This is a genomic window from Ktedonobacter sp. SOSP1-85 (assembly GCF_016587415.1).
Classification (GTDB): Bacteria; Chloroflexota; Ktedonobacteria; order Ktedonobacterales; family Ktedonobacteraceae; genus Ktedonobacter.
Genome location: NZ_BNJI01000001.1, coordinates 2,217,270 through 2,235,118 on the forward strand (window position 1 = coordinate 2,217,270; position 17,849 = coordinate 2,235,118).

Genomic DNA, 17,849 nt, shown 5'->3' on the forward strand with positions numbered 1-17,849 from the left:
CCCTGCTCCGCTACAAGAAAAGGTGCTCGCTACTGGCGATCAGAGGGAATGAGCGAAAATATCATCGCATTGCGCAGGGTGCCATCAGCACCAGGAATCACATGGCGCATTGTTCCTTCATAGACGAAACCCAGGCGCCTGGGGACTGCGGCGCTCCGCTGATTCTGCTCCTCACAACGAATCATAATGCGTTGCGCCTGGAGCACATCAAAGAGATAGTCAACCATCAAGCGCACCGCCTCGGTCATATATCCTTTTCCAGTTGCGCTGGCCCGCAACCAGTAACCGATCTCAAAACTCTTGATACGCCAATCGCGTGGGTGCATGCCACATCCGCCCAGAAAGCGCTCCGTCTGCGCATCCCACATGTGCAGCTTTAAATCCTCGCGCAAGAACCAGTCGGCCATGCCACGACGAATCCAGGGAAGCACATCGGCCTCACAATGATAAAAGTTTGCGATAGGGAGCCAGGGACCCAGATGCTCCCGTGACTCTTCAATCGCCTCATAATAGGGAGCCACATCGCTTTCCCGAAAGGGGCGAATTACCACTTTTTGCCCGCGCAATTCCTCGAAGAGGGGCAGAAAAATAGGTTTCGCCTCGCCCGGCTCTGCACTCATAGCACTACATCCTTTCACACTTGTGCCTGCGGCGCTCGCTCCTGGCAGGTGGTATGCCCTGACAGCCTGCGGACTGTCAGGGCATACCACCTACCAGGAGTCCAAAAACAACATGCACACTGATTACCATACCGTACCATTTAAGTGTACATTATTTTGGCTCACGCTCGCTCGGAGAGCGTTCCTTTGCTAGAGGTAGGTCTCTAGCCAGCGCACAATCCGTTCCTCGATATCGCGTGTGTGGGAGCGACCGCGTACACCATGCCCCTCGCCCGGATAGATCGCGGCCTCGACAGGCACGCCACCATCCATCAACGCGCGATAGAAGGCGTGGGCCTGGCTCACTGGACAGACCGTGTCTTTTTCGCCATGTAAGATCAGCGTTGGGGTCGTAATCTTTCCCGCGTAGGTCAGCGGGGAGCGCTCACGGTAGACCTCCGGCTGATCAAGCATATCGGCTCCCAGGAAGTGGCGATCCCAGTCAGAGAGCTTCGACTCAGCATGGAAGCTATGCCAATCGGTAATACCGGCACCCATAATCGCCACACGGAAGCGGTTGGTCTGTGTTACGGCCCAGGCCGTCATAAAGCCACCATAACTCCACCCGGCAACACCAATACGGCTCGGATCAATCATGCCCTCGGTAATCAGGTACTCAACACCATACATGATATCCTGAAAATCTTTGCCGCCCATGTCGCCTACGACAGCATCAGCAAAGTTCACGCCCCGGCCCCAGCTACCGCGCACATTGGGACGAAACACGGCATAGCCCGCGGAGGCGAAGAGCTGTGTCCAGAAGAGCGAGGCGTCGTCGAACCACATGCCCGAGGGGCCGCCATGCACCAGCACCATCAAGGGCGGGTCTCCCTCAAATTTCCGCACCAGGGGATGGGTAAAGAGCGCGTCTATACGCCAGCCATCGACGCTGCTATAGCTAAGGCGTTCACTCTTAGCCAGGGCATAGGTCGCCTCGAAGACCGCATTTACCTGGGTCAGGCGCCGCCAGGCGATATGAGGCTGTTCCTCACGTCGCACCTTGCCAGCCCAGACATCAGGGGTCGCTTGCTGCGATGAGTGAATAGCGATGCAGGTAGCGCCATCAGAAGAGAGCGAGAGGCGCCCACCCTGCACAGGAAAGTCTTCCTCAAGGATAGTCACCTGCCCACTCTGCACAGCGTGAATACCCTGGATATAGGTCAGGTCCTTAACGGCAAGGAAGAACAGCTCTTCTCCCCCTGCCAACCACTGGCACCAGTGCACACTATATTCCGCGCCCGGCGTCAGATTACGAACCTCGCTGATCCCATCCATGGACAGCAGGAACAGGTCGCCTGCGCCATGACAGCGATCACTCCAGTCACCCGAGACATAAGCCAGGCGCTTGCCATCAGGATGCCACACCAGGTTGCTTGCCTGTCGATCCAGCAGCGTTAACTGGCGTACCGCGCCACCATTGGCCGTCACGACACCAACCTGGCCACCATACCATCCATTCTCATCTGGCAATGTGGAGTAATACAGGGCAAGCTGACTGCTATCAGGGGACCAGGAAAACTCCCACACACTCAGCTCTGGCGAAGTAATAGGCTGAGGGATAGAAATCTGCGGATAAATAATCCAGAGGCGACGATGGCGCCCCAGATTCAATACGAGCGGATCATGTTTCTGCTCCTCGCCCTCGAAGGAGGTAAAGGCAAGGCAGCTCCCATCAGGGGACCACTCCAGATCAAGAATACCATTCGGCATCGTACACACACGGCGAGGCGTCCCACCCTGCGCATCTACCAGGTAGAGCTGCGACTTCTCTCGCTCGCCCTCGGCAACCCCGGCGAAGGCCAGCCACCTGCCATCAGGGGACCAGCGTGGATTGTTCGCCTGCTTTATGTCACGTAGTAAGGGGACGGGGCGGGCCTGGGCATCATTGAGCGCCAGCATCCAGATCTGGCTGCGCCGCTGCTCCTCCTCACCTACAAATTCAGAAATAACAAAGGCTACACGTGTCCCATCGGGGTTAATGTGTACGTCGCTGGGCATCCGTAAATGGGAGAGCGCCCCGGCCCAATAGGGATGCGTGTCCCAGGGACCACCGCATCAGTGCGCATCCCTGCGATCATGGCAGAAGAATCTTGCATTGCCATATATCACTCCTTTAAATTATCGATAGACCTTCTAAAAGAGTATAGCAAAAAAAGCTTCGCCTACCCTACCAACAAAAGAAACTTCTTCTTACCCGTGCATGGTGAAACTAGTAGCTTATCTCATGCGTGCTCTATATAACAATAGATCAAGGGTTACACGCCTCAGCTTTGTAAAGAAGCAATTGAGGTACGTTAATCTAACTATCCAGCCTCAAACGAGAAAGGATAAGCCTTTACGTAACAGGCGCAGCATGTATGCATTGCATTAAGGCCACCATTGCTGTACCTGGCATAGTCACGTAGCAGGCTTCGGAAAGATATACAAGCAAAGGAGGGAGCAGAGATGGCAACAGGCTTAAACAAAAGTCAGGATAAGACGAAGGTGCTTGGAAACAAAGCCAAGGGTGTTGTGAGTAATCTGAAGGATTCAGCCCAGAACCAGTATGGGACGGCAAAAGATGTCGCTCAGTCCAGGTATGCTGATGTACAGGACCGGGTAAGCTTTGGCCTGAACAAAACCCAGACTGCGCTCATCGCGGGCATCGGCCTGGCGCAAGGGTTGATGAAACTCAACCAGCAGCAGGCACAGAAGAACCTGAAGAAGGCACGCAAAAATGCCAAGAAGACCATGAAACATGAAGTTAAGCCCCGCTGGGAGAAGGCACAGGATGTGCTTACATCGAGCATCGAAACCGCCCAGGGCGCTCTGAGCAGCGGTCTTGAGAATGCTCAGGATGTCTTCGCGCACAACACCAAGCTGGCGCAGAAGAATCTGAAGAAAGCCCAGAAGAACCTTAACAAATCGTACAAGAGCGTAGCCGCCCCTAAGATCTCCAAAACCGTTGACCTGATTAATAAAGGGTCGAAGCAGGCTGGAGATACCTGGAGCCACGCAGCCAGCAACGCGGCAGGCTTCAAAGACTCTGTGCAGGATCAGTATAAACACTACCAGCACAAGCGCGCACGTGCACGCGCACTATTCCGCTTTGGACTCGTCGCGGGTATCGTCGTCGCGCTATTCTACGCCCCTTATCCCGGCTCAGAGATGCGCAACCGCCTCGTAGCCCAGTGGAATAAATACCGCTCCTACCTCGGATTCTAAGCCTCCATAAGAAATAATATGAGTTGAATAGTGTGATGCGCCCGGGCAGTCGTAGGCTGCCCGGGCGCATCACACTATTCTATACCCCTTACCAGGGGAGACTCCTCGTAGTGCTGCAAGAGGTCAGCCGGATCATCATATATGGCGAGCGCCCCGCGCAAATCTTTGTCGCTCCAACCACCACAGCGAAACGCAATGGTCTTCACACCAGCTTTCCCCGCCGCCTCAATATCATAGGCGGTATCGCCAAACATGATCGTCCGAGCCGGGCCAAAACCAGTGCGCTGCAAGGTAGCTTGAATTACATCGGGATCAGGCTTGGACTGCTGCACCTCTTTGGAGGAAGAGATCTGCTCAAAGAAATCTCCGGCATGAGGATCGATGACAGCGAGCAGCTTTTGCAGTTCGTCTTGCTCAGCTGAGGTCGCCACAGCCAGGCGCAGTCCCTGCTTGCGCAAGCGCGTCAGCAGTTCCACCACACCTGGAAAGGCATGCGCATGTGGGATATACTCCTGGAGAAAGATCTGCTTGCGTCGCGCGCTGATCTTCTGCCCCTCCTCACTCTCCTTGGAGATGCCAGCCACCTCCGGCAAGACTTTGTCACCCCCCATACCAATCAATGGGCGCACCTTCTCAAACGGAACTTTATAGCCATAGGCGGCCAGGGCGCGCACCCAGGCGTGTGCGTGAGCATCATTGGTATCCACCAGTGTGCCATCAATATCAAAAATCGCGGACTGGATCTGCATGCAATCTTCCCCTTCATACTTATTATTCATGCCATTATCTTTTTTCGCACACAAAACCCCATGTGCACATTGTTTTTTTGATTCTTAGGAGAAAACGTGAGACTCTCTGACGAGCCTACACCCTGATAGCAAATGCGAGACACTCTGGCGAGCCTACACCCTGATAGCAAATGCGAGACACTCTGGCGGGCCGCTGGCCCGCCAGAGTGTCTCGCATTTGCTACCTGCGCGAGCGCTGCAAGCGCGAGTGGTCAAGCGGATGCATATATGACGTTACTCAACTGGCGTAAGTGGCTTGAAATTGGGGCGCCAGGGTCTTGCGCAAAAGATTCTTAGCGCGATGGAAGTAGGTCTTGGCGGTCGCCTCTGGCATACTTAAGGCCTGGCCAATCTCTGAGAAGCTGAGCTGCGAGATGTAGCGTAGCAGCACGACGGAACGAAACTTGGGAGGCAGAGACTGAATGGCGCTTTGCAGCATATCCTGCATGTCCAGGCGCTCAATCTCCTCTTCGGGCAGAGGATTGGTATCGGGAATCTCGCTCAACAGCGAGGTCTCGCTCTCGCCATTCTCGCCCGAGGACTCAAGCTGGGAAAACTGAATGGCATAGCGGCGCCGGCGCCTGAGTTCATCAATGCAGCAGTTACGTGCAACCTGGAAGAGCCAGGGTTTGAAGGGTTCACTCGTCCCCAGACGAGGCAAAGACGTGTAGAAACGCACAAATACTTGCTGCAACGTATCACATGCCTGGTCATAGTCGCCCAGGAAGTGATAAATAAAGTTGAACAGCGATGTATGATAGCGCTGCACTATTATTTCAAAAGCTTGACTATCGCCAGCAAGGATCATATCTGCAAGAATAGCATCTGTCATCTCAAGTGAAGGTTTATTACTGGCAGAGCTCTGGTTATATTGCACGCTTATCCTCCTCTTTCTCTCTAGTCAGCCACAGTGCAAGCATCTATGTACATACCATTTATGGCCATTTCTTTCTTTCTCTGTAATTAGGGTATACTCTCCTTACAAGAAATACAATAGAAATTACCCCTGATAATCCCTACTGTACGTAGTTATAATCAGATCCTAAACTAGATAAATTGAATCTAAGACATTTCTTAGAATTCATTGCATATAAACTCTACATTAAACCTTAAACAGAAAAATTTATAGTATATAAAACAGCCGGAGAAGCCGGAGAATCCAGATAGAGAGAGGTTATATAAGAGTAGATAAGAAGACATAGAGTCAATTGTGGTGACTGGCTGGCAGAGCCAGCCAGTCACCACAATTGACTCTATGCGATGTACCACAGGTGCTGAGAAGAAAAGGCAGATTAGGCGTGCTCGCGACGACGTAACTCAATTTTTCCTTCGCGCACACGAACATCAAAGGTAGGCTGTGCGTAGACCGCGGGACTATTTACAACGCTTCCATCCCTCATGCGAAAACCCGAATTATGCCAGGGACAGTAGACAACGCCAGCCTCACAGCGTCCCTCGTCCAGCGGCCCACCCAGGTGCGAGCAGGTGGCGGCAATAGCATAAGTTTTTCCATTACTCTTGTAGAGAACGGCGGGAATTCCGGCTGCATCCACACGCGTCAGCTTATTCTCTTCCAGCTTCTCTGCGTCCAGCACAGGCACAAAATCATCTGAGCCGCCTTCAGGGGCCACGCGATTGACACCAATCGCGCTGGAATAAGCGAGCTCGCCGCCCAGGTAGGCCGAGTAGAGCGAGATCGTCAACCCCAGGGACGAGAGCGTAATTGCCGTTTTGCGTTGTCCCGTCACACGCATAATCGCCGAGCCAATGTTGAGTACTGTGACTCCGCTGTTGAGCAGGGCGTGCCAGATACCGGTACGGCGCTCCGGGCCATCGGTATCTACCCAGTTCGATGCCCCCGTCAGGGCTGCACCAGTCGCGCCTGCCAGGCCAAGCCAGAGCGTGATATCCGCGCTACGAGCGATGCCATCATCTTCATTCAGCAGCCAGGCAAGGTCCAGTACCTGCGTGGCAGTCCAGGCTCCCAGCGGAATCATGACAATAGCTGGATGCACCGGGTGACCAAGCCAGACACCGTTAAGCAGGTCCTTCACTTTGTAGGGCTGCTCACCTGGCTGGCCAAAGAGCTTATGGAGCCAGCCCTGGACCGGGTTGGCCACCTTCTCCAACCAGGGCATACGCTCGATAAGCTCGGCATTGTACTTACGCAGAGCTGGACTACGGGGTGGCGTATCAATCCAGCTTGTCGTTGTTGGGGACTGTGTTTCTGCAACCATGTATCTCTCATCCTTTCGAACATACACTTCTTATTTCGAAAACCCTGAGCGCGCTTGCCATGCCACCGCTTGCCCCCAAATGGGGGTTAGGTGGTCCCCAAATGGGGGAAGCGCTAGGCACGCCAGTGGCGTTGGGTTTCGGAATAAGATCTTTGCGCAGCTGGCACTACACCTGAAGCCAGCAGTACTCGCACGGGGGATTGAGACCAATAACCGAGAAAGGAATGTCCGCGCTCTGATGCATCAGGACATAGCGCGCAACCTCGTGATTGTATGTATAAAAACGCCTCGCACACTCCAGGGCAGCTTTTTGCGAACGAAAGCAAACACGCATTTCCTGATCCATAGGTAAGGTAACGTACGTAAAGCCATGCTCCTCCAGCCAGGCGCGGTCCTCATACCGAGGCCAGATGAGCACGATCTTGCCACCAAAACGGGTTACACGCTTCAATTCGCTCAGTCCTGGCTCACCTCCCTGTCCCGGCAACGCCGTAAAGGCGGAACAGGAAAGCGCAAGGTCCACACTCTGATCCTCTAGCGGGAGATCCTCAAAGCTGCCACTACACGAGACAAAGCGCGAGGGCTGAGGCATATACCGCAACTTCTGCTCTAGAATGCAACGTAGACCCGGAGAAGGCTCGACTGCATAGACATGCGCCGCGCCATAACGCAGGCACTCAATAGTCGCCCGCCCGCTCCCAGCTCCAACATCCAGCACCTCTTTCGCGTGAATGTCTGGCGCGAGACGCGGAAAGATCTCTGGGTGCAGGTGCTCACCCTCCGTCAGTTCCTCGTACAGTTCGGGCGTCTTCCAGTACGTCAACTCCCAGAAGAGGCGATCTAGCAGCAGGCGTCGCGCGTGCTCGACATCCTCTTGTGAGGGGCAAGAGCGGCGCTGCACATGCTGAAGTTGTGCCCATTGAGCAGGTGAAAAACAATGCGCAATGCGCCGCAACAAGCTCTCAGGAGCACCACGCAAGCTCAAGGCCAGGATCTCAAAAGGCACGCTCGCATGCTCACCCACACATACCCTTTGCAGCGTGGCATCATCAAATACTTCCAGGTCCGCAAGGTCAAAGGGATTGGCGAAGAGCGTGCTTGTGTGAACCAGGGCCTTATCCTCAAGCGACATACAACATCCTTCCCCCGTTTCCAGGCGGGAACGCCTGTTTTTTTGCGCGCACAACAATCTGGTACACGCAATTGCTAAAGCACATCACAAGGCAGAGGAGACGCGTAGCAATTCCTTTATCATGTACATCACGAACAGCTTTATGGAAAAGTTTCTTCATACCAGAGGTAATACAACATAAACACGACTATAAGAGAATGGCTATACTAAATATGCTATCGATAGGTATACAACATCTTTCTGATCCTCGCATGAGAGAGAGAGAAAGGAGTTTGCAGTGAACACGATTGGCAATTGGGGCGCGGCAGTATGGAACTCCCTGGTGGGAGTCTTAGCAGCTGTCTTTGCCTTTATCCCCAAACTCGTTGGTTTCCTGGTAATTCTCTTAATTGGCTTTATCATAGCCAAATTGGTGGAGAAGGCTGTGGTCTGGGTTTGCCACCGCGCAAACGTCGACGCGGCATCCGAACGTGCTGGTCTTGTGAACCTGGAGCGACGCCTGAATACAGACATAAATGTAGCCAGGCTTCTAGGTAGAGTTGCCTTCTGGTTCGTCTTTTTGATCTTCCTTGTGCCCGCATCCGACAGCCTCGGACTGCCTACAATCAGCAATCTACTCAGTACGATTGTTGCCTACATTCCAAACGTCTTTGTAGCCATTCTCGCGCTCTTCCTGGGCACGCTCCTCGCGACCTTTGTGGGAGACCTCGTTTTAGGAGCGACAGCATCGAGTGGTGTTGGTAATCCGCGCGTCTTCTCGACCATCACACGCGTAGCTATTATCGCGCTTGCAGCCTTGCTTGCGCTCTACCAGCTTCAGATCGCGCCAGCCATTCTGCAAACCCTGTTTGCCGCCATCGTGGGCGCGCTGGCTCTAGCCTTTGGTCTGGCCTTTGGCCTGGGTGGGCGTGAATCTGCGCAACAGCTGCTACAGCGCACAGAGGGCCGGTTTGGTCGTCCCACTACAGCACAGGAGCCGATGCAACCTCCAACCGGCGCCTATGGTCCTGAAGGGCGCACCGGCATGGCCCCTGGTGGCATGACAGGCGGAACGAGTGGCATGGCCCCTGGTGGCATGAGTCCCGCTCAGGCAGCAGCCGCGAAACAGGCCGATGAACAGCTTCAGCGGAGATCATTCTCACAGCAACCCTATCGTGATCAACCACCACGCTAGGTGAAACGATTGTATCGTCGTGATATAGGACCCTACCGTACATAACGCTTGCTGGCATCTGCTGAGAAACGCGAGAGGCATGCCAGCAAGCGTTTCTGTCTCTACGACATCTACTTCTTCTCCGAAACCCTGAGCGCGCCTGTCCCCGAATGGGAAAGCGCTAGGCACGCGAGTGACGTTGGGTTTCGGCATAAGATCTAAGAAAGGCAGATGCAGCAATGACCCTTACGCGCTATGATCTCATGGTTATCGGGGCCGGAGCGGCTGGCAGCAGCGCGGCGAACGAGGGGGCGGCTCACGGCATGCGTGTTGGATTAATTGAACGTGACAAATTGGGAGGAACCTATCTCAATTATGGCTGTGATCCAACCAAGGCCCTCCTGCATATCGCCAGCATCCGTCACCAGGCTCAGCAGACCGCTATGTATGGGATACGAATACCCAGCGCCGATGTAGATTGGCCCGGCATCCAGCGCTACGTCCAGGGCGTGATAGAGCAGGTCCGTGGTGGTACGCCCATCCAGGCACGCGAAAAGCTGCGCCAGCGTGGCATTGAAGTTATCGAGGGCGAGGCCGAGTTTATCTCAGAACATGAGATGGGCATAGGCGGTCACCTCTATGAAGCCGCGCGCATCATTATCACCGCCGGCAGTCATACCATTACCCCACCCATTCGGGGACTGGATCACACGAGTTTCCTGACCAATGTTGATGTCATGAAGCTCCCACAACTACCACACAGCCTGGCTATCATTGGTGGTGGTCCCTTAGGGGTTGAGTTCGCGCAGATGTTCCGCCGCTTCGACGTCGAGGTAACGCTGCTGGAGAGCAAGCCAACCCTCCTAGAACACGAGGATAGCGAACTGGTCAAGCTCCTCGAACAGGTGTTGCGCCAGGAGGGCATTCAAATCGAGACGGGCGTTACACTACAGCAGGCCGAGCTTACCCCTCAAGGGAAACGCCTGCGCTTTCAAGACACGTCCAGGCGCCAGCGCGAGCTAGATGTCACGGACATACTGCTGGCAACGGGACGCGAACCCAACCTGGCCCCACTCCACCTGGAGGCAGCGGATGTCCGTTCAGACAACAATCGCATTTTCGTAGATGCGACCCTGCGCACCAGCGTTCCGCATATCTGGGCGGCAGGCGATGTTATCGGAGGGATGCGCCTCACGCATGTCGCCAGCGCGCAAGGTAAGGCCGCAGCCCGCAATGCTCTCTCACATCGTCCACAGAACTTTAATCTCCAGGTGGTGCCCTGGGTCATCTTTACCGATCCCCCCTGGCACATGTGGGAAGCACAGAGGAGCAGCTACGCGCCAGTGGCATCCCCTATCGCGTGGGGCGTACCCCATTTAAGGAGAACGCACGCGCCATCGTCAATGGACGTACCACAGGACTCATCAAGCTCCTGATCGACGAGCAGAACCAGGTGCTCGGCGCTCATATCCTGGGTGACCGTGCCGACGATCTGATCACACCTATTGTCCTGGCTATGCGCAATAACCTGGGTGTCGAACAGCTGGCCTCAACCACCATCCAGTATCCAACGCTCAGCGAGAGCGTTCGCTGGGCCAGCGTGCGTACCACCCCTGGCAAAGGCTAAACCGGCCTTTCTGAGGCCAACCCGGCTGCACATCCGTGTTATAAGCAGAGTTAAGCGAGCTTCTAGATACTGCTTATTCGGAAACCTGAGCGCGCCTGTCCCCGAATGGGGGAAGCGCTAGTCACGAAAGTGACGTTGGTTTCCGCATAAGAGCATAAAGAGAGCAAGAGAACACGTATGGCAGAGGGAAGATTATGCGCGCTATCATCATACGCAACCCGACCTCCGGTTCCTCGCCTATGGCGAGCCAGGCGGCCCCGGCAGGACAGAATGAGATCGAGGATCGCATCCTGAACAATCTGCGTCACTATCACATTGAGGCAGAGGTACGCTATACCACAGCGGATGATCCTGGCGCAGGTCTCGCGCGCGAGGCCGCACAGGCAGGTATTGAGCTCATCATTGCCGCTGGCGGCGACGGCACACTCCACTCGGTCGCCAGCGGCCTGATAGGCAGTAAAAGCATTCTCGGTATTCTTCCATGCGGAACTATGAATAATATCGCGCATAGCCTGCACATCAGTGAAGATATTGACGAGGCCTGCCAGGTCATTGCCGAAGGGAAAACCGGCTGTATTGATGTGGGCTCCATCAATGGCCAGATCTTCCTGGAGGTATCTGGTATCGGCCTGGAGGCTGCCCTCTTCCCCGCGGCTGAAGACATCAAAAGCTCAGGCTTTCGCGAGACGATACGGGGCATGATCAATGGAATACACATACTCTTCTCTTTCCACCCGGAACGCGTGAAAATCACCTTTGATGATGGGCATACGCGTAGCTACCGCGCACTCCAGGTCAGCGTCTGTAACTCGCCCTTCTACGGAGCACATCTCCAATTCGCGCCCCAGGCGGTTATGGATGATGGCTATCTCGACATTCTTATTTACCAGAACTTTAATAAACTGGAATACATACTACACGCCATTGCTATCAGCCAGGGACGGCGCGTATTTGAGCCAAAAGTGAAACGCCGACGCATCAAAAAGCTGTATATTACAGCCAGGACACCCTTGTCGCTGCACGCAGATGGCGAACAGATTGGCACGACGCCAGCCAAAATTGAGATTATCCCGGCGGCGCTACGTGTGCGCATACCACAGCGAGTGATCGATAGCGCAAATATCTCACAACATCAACCTTTGACGCCTGCTCGACGTGCCTATACGTAAGATGCACACACTTCGCTCTTATCTAGATGGTAATGTTTACGCAAGAGCTTGTAGGGTCCATGCTGGCATGGACTCTTGTTGCCCACAGACAGACATCCTCTGACGTGGGAAAGTCGCGTCGCTCGGAGTCCATGCCAGCATGGACCCTACACATAGGCTATTAGAGGGGAGTATACTGTATGCCCAACAAGTTCAGGCTTTTTGATAAAACTAATAAGATCATACCCAATATTACCCCACCCAAGGAGGCAGCCGCTCCACCACCGTCGCCACTGCCGGACCTGGCGCCCGTGGTCAATGAGGCCCAGCGCAAAGCGGCGGAGACATCGTATTCAGGCCGGAAAGCGGTCTCACGTGGCACCATGTATATGGCCTTCTATCTTTGGTTGCTCTCTGGCGTTATCATTCTCTCATTTATCGCCCAACGCACACAATTCTTTCCGGGCGATATGACCATCACGGCGCAACTACAGAAACGGCGTCAACCCTGGCTCCGCCGCTTCTTCTATGGCGTCTCAGAGATTGGCTTTCCCAAGTGGGCCGTGCCTCAGACTGTGGCGGCAGCGGGTATCTTCTGGGCCTTGCGCTTCCGCCTGGAAGCTCTCTTTATCCTGCTTACCAGTTCCTCGACGCTGCTCAACGCGATCGTCAAGCGCGTGATCAAGCGTCCACGACCCACGAATGAGCTTGTGACGGTGGTGCGCGTCATTAACGAACCCAGCTTTCCCAGCGGCCACGTCATGCACTATACCAACTTCTATGGCCTGCTGACCTACCTGCTAGCCTCCAACTGGCGCAACGGCAAACTACGCAATACGCTTATTACGGCCTGCCTGCTGCTCATCGCCTGTATTGGCCCCTCACGCGTCTACCTGGGCGCGCACTGGCCCAGCGATGTGATGGCTGGCTATATGTACGGAGGCCTCTGGTTTACCGGCCTGATGGCCCTCTACCTGCGCGCCAAGGCCTGGATCCATCCACCCGTTGGCACCTCGCCTGAAGCAGCCAAACCACTTCGCCAGCCCGGACATGCCGATGGCGACGATGATGATGATGAAAAATAAGGGAGAGAAATAGTAGTGTAAAAAGAGGGTAGGTAGATGCCCCTCTCTTTTTACACTACTATTTCTCTCCCTTATATGCTATACTCTTCTGTGGTAAAAGAGTATTCATAATGTAAAATACTCTTTAAAACGACTTAACCATTTATTAACATTTGTATGACAGAACCCACAGTAACAGCAGAGAAAACAGAGGAGGAACGATGCGCACATCTAGCTGGCGCGCCCATCTACCCCACCTTGTCACACTCGTAGGACTGTGTCTCTTATCACTGGCAGCCGGATTTGCATCGCCCACTTCGGCGATTGCAAAAACCAAAGAGAATACCTGCCAGATTAATTCTCCCCAAGGCAATGTCAAACACGTTATCTATCTGCAATTCGATAATGTCCACCTCTCGCGCGATAACCAGAATGTCCCTTCAGACCTGGAGCAGATGCCGAATCTCCTCAACTTCATTACCAGCCATGGCACGATGCTCTCAAATCAACATACACCTCTCATCGCGCATACGGCAACCGATATTCTCACTACATTGACCGGCGTCTATCCAAGCCGGAACGGCGTGCCTGTCAGCAATAGCTATCGCTACTTTAATCCTGATGGCACAAGCAATCCCGCCGTCTCCTTTGCCTACTGGACCTCGCCCCTCTACGATTACAGCACCTCAACTCCCAGCGATACCAAATACACTATGCTGGATGAGAAGGGGAATAATACACCAGCCCCCTGGGTATCATACACGCGGGCCGGATGTAACTTTGGCGCCGTCGCAACTGCCAATACGGTACTGGAGAATATTGGCGTCGATATTCCTACCGTCTTTGGCGCGAACTCGCCTGAAGCGACTGAGGTGAAGGCCAATCCCGACCAGGCCACCGCTGACTACGTTGGTATCGCTGTCCACTGCGCGCAAGGCTCTTCTGTCTGCGCGAAAGGTCAGACAGATGTACTTCCTAACGAGCCAGGTGGCTATACCAACTATCAGGGGCTTTTTGGCCATAAGTATGTCGCTCCTCAGATCAGCCCCGACCAGCCTCTCACCGACCTGGATGGCAATGTGATTCAAAGCGCGAAGGGAAACGTTGGTTTTCCAGGCTTTGATGGCATGAGCGCTTCCACGTCGCTGGCCTATGTGGCCGCGATGCAGGAGCATAACATTCCCGTCACCTATGCCTATATCTCAGATGCGCACGACAACCACGAAGGCGCAGGTGCCTATGGCCCAGGCTCGGCGGGCTATGTCAACGCGCTGAAGTCGTATGATGAGGCCTTTGGCAAATTCTTCCAGCGCCTCAACGCCGATGGCATCAACGCCAGCAATACCCTCTTCGTCTTCACTGCCGACGAGGGCGACCACTTCGTGGGTGGCGCGCCAACGCCCGCCAACTGCGATGGCGTCACTGTCCCCTGCTCTTACAGCCAGATTGGCGAGGTCAATGTAAACCTGACGGGCCTGCTGGCAACGCAGAAGCAGAACACGACGCCCTTCTTGGTACACGCGGATTCCGCCCCCAACTTCTATATCACCGGCAATCCCAAGCCTGGCGACCAGGTGACGCGTAAGTTGGAGCAGGATACGGCTAGCCTCCAGGTGACTAATCCGCTTACCAATCAGGATGAGAAGCTCACTAACTACCTGGCCGACCCGGTCGAGATGAATACCCTGCATATGATCACCTCGGACCCGGCGCGCACACCAAACTTCACGCTCTTCGCCAAGCCCGATTACTATGGGTCAACGGGCGCGCCCAATTGCACCAAAGCCTGCGTCTATGAGAGTCCAGCTTTTGCCTGGAATCATGGTGATGTCTCGCCAGATATCAACCGCACCTGGCTGGGACTGGTGGGCCCCGGCGTCGCGCACCTGGGCATCAACGATAGCATCTGGGCCGACCACACCGATGTGCGCCCCACGATGATGCTCCTACTGGGCCTCAAAGATGACTATCGCCATGATGGGCGTGTACTCTTCGAAGCCTTGAACGATAAGGCGCTCCCAGCTGTCATTCAGCATAACCGCTCCTTCTACACTCGGCTGGCCCAGTATTACAAGCAGATCAACGCGCCAGTGGGTGACTTCGGCCTGACAACGCTTGAGATCTCCACGCAGGCTCTCGCCAGTTCCTCAACGAATGACGAGACCTACCAGAATCTGGAGCAGGCCATTACCAGCCTGACCACGCAACGCGACGCCCTCGCCTTGCAGATGATTACCCTGCTTGAAAACGCCGAGTTTGGCGGCAATAGCCACCACAACGAGGCCAATATCCAGCAAGGAAATCTCTTCAATCAGGGAGACGCACTCCTGCGTAAGACGCATTCAACACACTAACCTATAATAGAGTGAAAAGAGGGGCCGACGCTGCTAAACGCACGCGTCGGCCCCTCTTTTCACTTTTTTCTATGGATTAGTACCCGGCAATGTTCTCTTCGAACAGAATCTGGGTTGGATGCAAACGCACCACCAGCTCCCCCGGCACGCCGTTGCGCTTACCGTATTCCTCGGCACGATCCTGACCCATATAGCGACCACCAATAACGGTTGCCCAGTGTAATAGCTCCTGCGGGTCCTCGCTAAAGCTGACCGTTCCCTCGACCTGGGCGTAGGCGTAGGGCGCATTTTCGTCATCTACGCACATGCTTACGCGCCCATCGCGCCGCATATTCTTTGCTTTAACGGTTTTATCGCCCGTCATAAAAATAATGTCGCCGCCGTCCACGTGATACCAGACAGGAACGACATGGGGCCGTCCATCAGCACATACTGTCGCCAGTTTGCCCGTGCGCGTTTCATGCAGCAGAAACGAGCGCACGTTGGCATCAAGGATCTGTGTCTTCATCAACGGGTCACCTCTTCTCAATGTAATGTATGGTAGTATTGAGCCGTGTTGGCCGACGCTGCTAACCCCCATTCGGGGGCAAGCGCACGCGTCTACATATAATGGTATGGGGCATGTCGTTCAGTTCTGATCAGCCCCTCTTCACTATACCTCTCACACCTTAGCCCATATCTACATGTACCACTGGAGCAGAAACAGGTGCCTCGTCTACGCTTGCCTCACGATAGGCGTGTTCTTCAGCACGACCGCGCGGCACATACAGGGCCACGACAACGGCCCCCGCCGCCACAATCGCGGTCAAGAGATAGACCCAGAAGAGGCTCTGCATCAAGGCATCTTGCAACTGGACCAACAACGAGGGAGAGAAGAGACTCCGCGTCTCGGGACGCACCAGCAGATTGGCTGGAGAGTCCTGGGCTGCCGCATGACTAATTCCTCCAGGGAAGCGAGCCAGGATCGCCGCGAAGCGCGCTCCCATTTGCGCATTAAGCACAGTTCCCATGACCGCAATCGCGATTGTGCCACCCATGGTACGGAAGAACTGAGTGGCCGCGGTTGCTACACCGCGCACATTCCAGGGCACCGAGTTCTGCACCGAGAGAATATAGACATTGCTGATCAGGCCCAGGCCTGCGCCAATGGCAATAATAGGAAAGATCGCCAGGATATATGAGGTCTGCATGTTAAAGAGAGCGACACAGAGCGCGCCCACCATTGACAGCAGAGAGCCCAGGATCGCAGGAAAGCGATAGCCCATGCGCATAACGAGGCGTCCACTCAAGACAGCGGCAATAGGCCAGGAGACGAGCAGCGGCATCAAGATCAGGCCCGCCTCGGTCGCTGAGCCACCCCGCACGCCCTGCACATAAAGCGGCAGGTATGAGCTGACGCCAAACATGACCGTTCCCAAAATCACGCCGCCGATGCTCGCCAGCGTGACAAAGCGATTCTTGAAGAGCGCGAGTGGCAGTACAGGTTCGTTCGCCCGCGCCTCCACCCGGAGGAAGAGCGCCAGCAGTAGCACTGCCACGGCGAAGAGTCCTATACTCTGTGGCGAGCCCCAGGCCCAGGTACTGCCGCCCTCTTGAATAGCAAAGAGGAGCGCCACCACCGAACCAGTAAGGGTCGCCGCCCCCAGATAGTCTAGCTGGTGCTTCGAGCGCGTAACATTCTCTTTGAGAGCAATAATCAGCAAAAGTGCTGAGAGGAGACCAAAGGGAATATTAATATAGAAGACCCAACTCCAGGAGAGGCGATCCACAATCACGCCACCAATGGCGGGGCCAACGATGCTGGAGAGACCCCAGACCCCACTGAAGAGGCCCTGCACTCGCGCCCGCTCCTCCAGGGCAAAGATATCTCCGATAATCGTCAAGACCAGCGGCTGCACCGCGCCCGCCCCCAGACCTTGAATGGCGCGAAAGATAATCAACTCCACCATGTTCTGGGAGAGGCCACAGGCGATTGAGCCAGCCAGGAAAATGGCCGTGCCACCCAGAAGCAGCAATTTGCGTCCATACAGATCCGCGAGCTTCCCATAGATAGGTACCGTAACAGTAGATGTAAGTAAATAGATAGAAATGACCCAGGCATATAATGTGACGCCCCCGAGCTTTCCCACAATGCTCGGCATGGCCGTTCCTACAATCGTCGTATCCAATGCCGTCAGCGCCATCCCCAACATCAACCCAATTGTGACTATAATTTTTGCTTGCTTTGTCATAGAATCCAGATCCCTCTCCATCAAGCAACAGAAACACAAAAAAGATGTTGTAAAGAACTCTTCGTTCTTCACAACACCCTACCGGGGTTGATATATTCCCCTTCATAAGTATGGCCTTCGCGCCTGCGGCGCTCAGGGGTAAGGTGTGTATGGTGGCGAGCGAGCGCCGCCCGCTCGCCACCATACACACCTTACCAGGAGGAGAGCTTGCGAAGCCCTTAATAACGTTGCTAAACGCACGCATCTATATAT

16 protein-coding genes are annotated in these 17,849 nt (G+C 54.7%); 7 read left to right on the forward strand and 9 right to left on the reverse strand.

The window, feature by feature from the left end; all coding sequences use genetic code 11:
• Positions 1 to 29 precede the first annotated feature (29 nt).
• The 3 genes from KTE_RS09300 to KTE_RS09310 all read right to left on the reverse strand — a co-directional run bounded on the left by KTE_RS09300 (position 30) and on the right by KTE_RS09310 (position 2,761).
• A complete protein-coding gene (locus tag KTE_RS09300; protein ID WP_201380445.1) occupies positions 30 to 620 on the reverse strand; it encodes a GNAT family N-acetyltransferase in 591 nt (196 codons plus the stop codon).
• Positions 621 to 809: 189 nt separating this feature from the next.
• Positions 810 to 2,657, reverse strand: coding sequence for a S9 family peptidase (locus KTE_RS09305; protein ID WP_201380447.1), 1,848 nt, complete (start codon positions 2,655 to 2,657; stop codon positions 810 to 812).
• On the reverse strand, positions 2,615 to 2,761 hold the full coding sequence (locus KTE_RS09310) for a hypothetical protein (protein WP_201380449.1): 147 nt from the start codon (positions 2,759 to 2,761) through the stop codon (positions 2,615 to 2,617). Before KTE_RS09310 ends, KTE_RS09305 begins: the two co-directional genes overlap by 43 nt.
• Before the next feature lie 343 nt (positions 2,762 to 3,104).
• Between KTE_RS09310 and KTE_RS09315 the strand changes: the two genes are divergently transcribed.
• Complete coding sequence (locus tag KTE_RS09315; RefSeq protein ID WP_201380450.1) at positions 3,105 to 3,863, forward strand: YtxH domain-containing protein; 759 nt, start codon at positions 3,105 to 3,107, stop codon at positions 3,861 to 3,863.
• Between the two features lie 74 nt (positions 3,864 to 3,937).
• On the opposite strand, the gene KTE_RS09320 is transcribed toward KTE_RS09315, so the two are convergent.
• The 4 genes from KTE_RS09320 to KTE_RS09335 form a co-directional block, all read right to left on the reverse strand.
• Positions 3,938 to 4,612, reverse strand: coding sequence for an HAD family hydrolase (locus tag KTE_RS09320; RefSeq protein WP_201380452.1), 675 nt, complete (start codon positions 4,610 to 4,612; stop codon positions 3,938 to 3,940).
• 277 nt (positions 4,613 to 4,889) lie between these two features.
• Positions 4,890 to 5,528: an RNA polymerase sigma factor gene (locus KTE_RS09325; protein WP_201370994.1), complete on the reverse strand. Its 639-nt coding sequence runs from the start codon at positions 5,526 to 5,528 to the stop codon at positions 4,890 to 4,892.
• Between the two features lie 415 nt (positions 5,529 to 5,943).
• On the reverse strand, positions 5,944 to 6,888 hold the full coding sequence (locus KTE_RS09330) for a DUF2231 domain-containing protein (RefSeq protein WP_201380453.1): 945 nt from the start codon (positions 6,886 to 6,888) through the stop codon (positions 5,944 to 5,946).
• Positions 6,889 to 7,054: 166 nt separating this feature from the next.
• A complete protein-coding gene (locus KTE_RS09335) occupies positions 7,055 to 8,020 on the reverse strand; it encodes a methyltransferase domain-containing protein (protein WP_201380454.1) in 966 nt (321 codons plus the stop codon).
• Positions 8,021 to 8,297: 277 nt separating this feature from the next.
• Between KTE_RS09335 and KTE_RS09340 the strand changes: the two genes are divergently transcribed.
• From KTE_RS09340 to KTE_RS09365, 6 genes are all read left to right on the forward strand, one after another.
• Positions 8,298 to 9,194 (forward strand): hypothetical protein, encoded by an 897-nt coding sequence (locus tag KTE_RS09340; protein ID WP_201380455.1) that lies wholly within the window; start codon positions 8,298 to 8,300, stop codon positions 9,192 to 9,194.
• Positions 9,195 to 9,412: 218 nt separating this feature from the next.
• The gene (locus tag KTE_RS09345) at positions 9,413 to 10,609 is read left to right on the forward strand and encodes an NAD(P)/FAD-dependent oxidoreductase (RefSeq protein ID WP_201380456.1); all 1,197 of its coding nucleotides are present in this window, start codon (positions 9,413 to 9,415) and stop codon (positions 10,607 to 10,609) included.
• Entirely contained in the window at positions 10,534 to 10,800 is a 267-nt protein-coding gene (locus tag KTE_RS09350) for a hypothetical protein (RefSeq protein WP_201387287.1), read from the forward strand. The genes KTE_RS09345 and KTE_RS09350 overlap by 76 nt, the downstream gene beginning before the upstream one ends.
• A 194-nt stretch (positions 10,801 to 10,994) precedes the next feature.
• Entirely contained in the window at positions 10,995 to 11,969 is a 975-nt protein-coding gene (locus KTE_RS09355) for a diacylglycerol kinase family protein (RefSeq protein ID WP_201380457.1), read from the forward strand.
• Between the two features lie 179 nt (positions 11,970 to 12,148).
• Positions 12,149 to 13,033 (forward strand): phosphatase PAP2 family protein, encoded by an 885-nt coding sequence (locus KTE_RS09360; RefSeq protein ID WP_201380459.1) that lies wholly within the window; start codon positions 12,149 to 12,151, stop codon positions 13,031 to 13,033.
• Between the two features lie 200 nt (positions 13,034 to 13,233).
• A complete protein-coding gene (locus KTE_RS09365; protein ID WP_201380460.1) occupies positions 13,234 to 15,366 on the forward strand; it encodes a hypothetical protein in 2,133 nt (710 codons plus the stop codon).
• Between the two features lie 76 nt (positions 15,367 to 15,442).
• Here the strand turns inward: KTE_RS09365 and KTE_RS09370 are convergent, their stop codons facing one another.
• The gene (locus KTE_RS09370) at positions 15,443 to 15,874 is read right to left on the reverse strand and encodes a PPOX class F420-dependent oxidoreductase (protein WP_201380463.1); all 432 of its coding nucleotides are present in this window, start codon (positions 15,872 to 15,874) and stop codon (positions 15,443 to 15,445) included.
• Between the two features lie 160 nt (positions 15,875 to 16,034).
• Positions 16,035 to 17,597: an MDR family MFS transporter gene (locus tag KTE_RS09375; protein WP_201380465.1), complete on the reverse strand. Its 1,563-nt coding sequence runs from the start codon at positions 17,595 to 17,597 to the stop codon at positions 16,035 to 16,037.
• Positions 17,598 to 17,849 lie beyond the last annotated feature (252 nt).